Origin of the sequence: Oligoflexus sp. (assembly GCF_035638955.1) — a bacterium.
Classification (GTDB): Bacteria; Bdellovibrionota_B; Oligoflexia; order Oligoflexales; family Oligoflexaceae; genus Oligoflexus.
In genome coordinates, this window is sequence record NZ_DASQYZ010000168.1 from 1 (window position 1) to 3,889 (window position 3,889).

A 3,889-nucleotide genomic window follows, 5' to 3' on the forward strand; every position below is an offset into this window, starting at 1 on the left:
CTGCTCAAGCTGCTTGATCTTATCCTCCTGGCTGGACATATTGCCCTTGCCAGGGAACGCGTCCTGTCCACTGCGCTGGTAGTCCTTGATCCAGGACCCCAGAGCTGGTTGGCTTATCCCAAGATCCTTTGCCACATCAGACCTTCATTCCCTTCTCAGTGACCAGCTTTACAGCTTCAATCTTGAATTCCTTGGTATAGCGCTTTTGCTTTTTCTTGTCGGCCACTTGGCACCTCGATGTAAGGGTTATTCACCCATTATACATTCCCGGTGCCCGATATTCTGAGGAGCTTCAGGGGTTTAATCCGAGATCATTTTATCATCTTCATCCCCGACCTGACAAAACCGCGGCAATGCAATTTCTTCTCGTGCCGAATGAATTCCCGGGGCAATCAAAAAGCGAAATGAAATACTAATCTGATAAACATCGGAAGTAAGCTAAAATATTTGGAAAGTTCACTTTGTTAATTTTTCATTACGGCTTTCCGATAGGTTCCTCAGACGTTGATGTGACGGCAAGATTTAGACACGAACCACCAAACAAAGGATAGAAACCATGAAAAAGAAATTCGCGACAATTTGCTTCTGATTTCATTGAGTCCGTCGGATGACGGACTCCTTTTTTTTGGGAATGGAGGAAACCGTGAGCCTTGCAGATTTGCTGAAAAAGCGGGTTGAACTTTACTGGGCTCATCTGAAGACCAATGATCCTTTTAATCGGGCTCTTCTTAATGGGACCGCCACCCAGGCCATGGCCAATCACTTTCTTGTCAATGTCCGTTATCTCGTGCAGCAAACTCCGATCCATCTGAGGAAAGCGACTGCGAAGGCAGAAAAAAATGGCGAGGAAAAGCTCGCCAAATTTTTCAAACTCAAGTGCCGCGAAGAGCAGGGACATGACAGATGGGCTGACTCTGACATTGCAAAGGTTAACCAAAGGCGGATAATCGAGTCAAATTCGGAGATCGATCCGAGCATGAAGGGGCTCGTGAAGCATATAGAATCAATCATCGATTATGACCCCGTCCACTATCTTGCGTACATCTTTTTCGCAGAATATCTCTGTGTCGTGGCTGGATTTGAAATGGCAGAGGCCTGGGAGAAAAAATGTGGTTTTCCACCAAATTCCATGTCGGTGATTTCCAATCATGCGGAGCTCGATCAGCATCACGTGCATGAATGGGTGGACATCACTCGCGATCTTCTTGATGAAGACAAATACAAGGCTCCACTTCTTGAAACTGTGGAAGAGACCATAAAGGTTCACCAACAGTTCTATCAAAGCTGTTGGCAGGGGAAATCCCATGCTGCGTAACAAGCCCCAACCTTCCTTATACGAAATTTCCGGCTGGAACATGAGCAAGCCTTTTGAGCAACTGGTAAACATTGGCGAGCTGGATATATACCTATCTGGAGTCGTTGCCAACCATTCATTTTTTGGTGAAGTCGTCGGAAGTTCCGCTAATTTTGGTTACTATCCACTTGAAGAGGCATGGTACGAGTTGGTTGAAAGGGTGTCGGTTCTGGAAGCCATGAATCGAAGCGACTTCATATTAAGAAGTTCGGCTAATTTCAGGCAGACTGGAATAGTTGAGCAGCGCGTCGTCTTCCCTCCTCCGGGAGTAGTGGAGCAGGATGGAGTCCAAGTGACAGCATTCCAGTATGCAAAGTCGAATGGGGTGGCATTATACTCCAGCTGGAGCGAAGCCTGTAGACGGGCCAGTCTTGAACTCGTCGAAAGACATTTGGTGCTGGCCTCATGGGTCGGTGGAACCATTACGCACACTTTCCCGGCTGAGAGCACCCGGCTCTGGAGTCTCACGCGATTCTATGATGTAACCGGCATCGCCTTTGGCAGCCAGGCTATTGCAGGCTCGGAGAGACCTGTGATTGTCTCCGGGTATATGCTTCTTCCGAAATCAAATTCCAGTCCGCTTGTCTTTGGTTTTGGCGCCGGCTTCACGAGAGAAGAAAGTCTGGCCAAGGCGGAAAGAGAAACGATCCAGCGATTAGGCTTTCTTTGGGGGGAGGAGATTCCTTCCTCAGATCCTGAGTTCCAGGCGTCACACCTTTATCATCAGGATTACTACCTGCAGCCGGAAAGGCGCAAGGTCCTTGAAGGATGGATTGCAGGAAAGCACCATCAGAAAAACTCCTTCGCCATGCCTGCTGTTCTGTCAATCGAGTATGCTGATCTTTCAAGTCCAGGCAGACCTGAACTCTTTGTTGCAAAAGCGATGGCCAGGGAGGCAATCCCTCTGGTGTTCGGGAAGTGGCGGGAGAGAGAGTTTTCTCATGTCCCTGATGAACATCTCATTCATCCCATTGCTTAATGGCGGAGTGCAAATGGTTGAGCTTGAGCAATCAAACTGGGGTGAGATGGGGCGGTTTATGTTCCCTCAGCAAAAACTTGCGGAGGCGGAGACCGAGGTTGAAGGTTTTCTCAGATTGATCAAACCAAAGGATTGCTCAAGCATTCTGGATCTTCCCTGCGGCGTCGGCCGCCACTCCATTCCTCTCGCCAGGCGGGGATTTGATGTTACAGGAGTTGACATTACACAGGAATTTTTGAGTGAAGCCCAAAGAAAGGCGGATGTGCAGGGCGTAAGGCTGTCACTCCAACAAGGGGATATGAGATTCTTTCGGAGCCAAATCGCCTTTGATTTGGTCATCAACCTCCATACTTCCTTCGGGTATTTCGTAAATAGGGAAGACGATGACAGGGTTTTGCGCAACCTTTATTCGCTTTTAAAGCCACGCGGAAAACTTTTGATGGATCTGATGTCCTGGGAGATCTTCGTCAGAAATTTCAAAACCAAAATGGAAAGACAGCTTCCTGATGGGTCGCTTGAGACTTTTGAGTATCAAGCCGGAGAAGATAACTGGTTCGAATGCAAATGGACCCAATCTGGTCACGGCAGGACGTTCGAAGCGAAGTCTGGAATTCGTCTCTATTCCCACGATGAGCTCTCCAGGCTGCTGTATGCTGCCGGTTTTTCCAGCTTGAGACTCTATGGTGATTTTGAGGGAAAAGCTTATGATATGAAATCAGGCCATTTGATTGTTGTCGCAGAAAAATAAAATAGGCTCTGTTGCAGGTCGGGTAAAAGGAGTGCCTACGGCGTTGAAAACTATCCCATTTGGTGAATCGGAATGTGAAATATTGACGTCAACTTTAAAAAATGTGCAGATGCTAAACCACCAAAATTCCAGAGCCCTGAATGCACGTTTCTACAAACAAACGCAACAGAGCCCGCCTTTTACCCGACCCGGACGTTTGCGACTGGGTAGCGTCCCGGAAGAGTCTTCATTCAAAGAAACTCCACGCTGCCATCGTCCAGCTCGTCTCCAGCCGAGGACAGCAGCTCAAGCGTTTTTTCCTCGAGCTGCAAAGAAGCAACAGCCGGCCAGCTCCAGATAATGATCTCAACCATACAGTTGATTCCGGTTCCCGATGGCAGTTCAAGACGCCATGCATCCCGCACCTGCGTTGCAGCCTGGAAGGATGGCAAAGCACAAATTTCATCCTCCATGATGGGACTATGCATAGGGAGTTTAACGCGGATATCCTTGTCAGAGAGAAGGCTTCCGGCATGGCGTTCAACCCAGATTTTAAACGCTCCTGCCGTTAAATTGCAGAATTCGCGCATAAAGTCATGACAAAGATGGCTCTCAATACCGTCCTGCGGTCTGCTCTTTGCCCAGCAGAGGAAACCATGAGCAGCTTCAAGCTGATAGTAACTGGAAAAGGATCTGTTGCAAAAAAAATGTAGTATGAGGCTCCATGATAGGCCATATTTGCTAATCACCTTATCCACGGAGCGGATATGGCCATCAGTTTCAAAGGCAAACATTTCCCCAAATCTATTGTGCTGACCTGCATACGCTG

The 3,889-nt window shown here is 48.1% G+C and carries 4 protein-coding genes and 1 pseudogene; 3 read left to right on the top strand and 2 right to left on the bottom strand.

Annotation, left to right across the window (positions count from 1 at the left end):
* Positions 1-226 (bottom strand): annotated as a pseudogene (locus tag VE954_RS44280) (transposase); the annotation flags it as partial.
* A gap of 417 nt (positions 227-643) precedes the next feature.
* Between VE954_RS44280 and VE954_RS15830 the strand changes: the two are divergent.
* From VE954_RS15830 to VE954_RS15840, 3 genes are read left to right on the top strand one after another with little or no spacing between them, the layout of a single operon-like run.
* Entirely contained in the window at positions 644-1,315 is a 672-nt protein-coding gene (locus tag VE954_RS15830; RefSeq protein ID WP_324954426.1) for an iron-containing redox enzyme family protein, read from the top strand.
* Positions 1,305-2,333 carry a YcaO-like family protein gene (locus VE954_RS15835; protein WP_324954428.1) on the top strand — a complete coding sequence of 343 codons (1,029 nt, stop codon included), beginning with the start codon at positions 1,305-1,307 and terminating at the stop codon, positions 2,331-2,333. Before VE954_RS15830 ends, VE954_RS15835 begins: the two co-directional genes overlap by 11 nt.
* Before the next feature lie 13 nt (positions 2,334-2,346).
* Complete coding sequence (locus VE954_RS15840) at positions 2,347-3,081, top strand: class I SAM-dependent methyltransferase (protein ID WP_324954430.1); 735 nt, start codon at positions 2,347-2,349, stop codon at positions 3,079-3,081.
* A gap of 230 nt (positions 3,082-3,311) precedes the next feature.
* Here VE954_RS15840 and VE954_RS15845 read toward each other — a convergent pair.
* On the bottom strand, positions 3,312-3,889 hold a 578-nt coding region (locus VE954_RS15845), incomplete at its 5' end, for a hypothetical protein (RefSeq protein ID WP_324954432.1).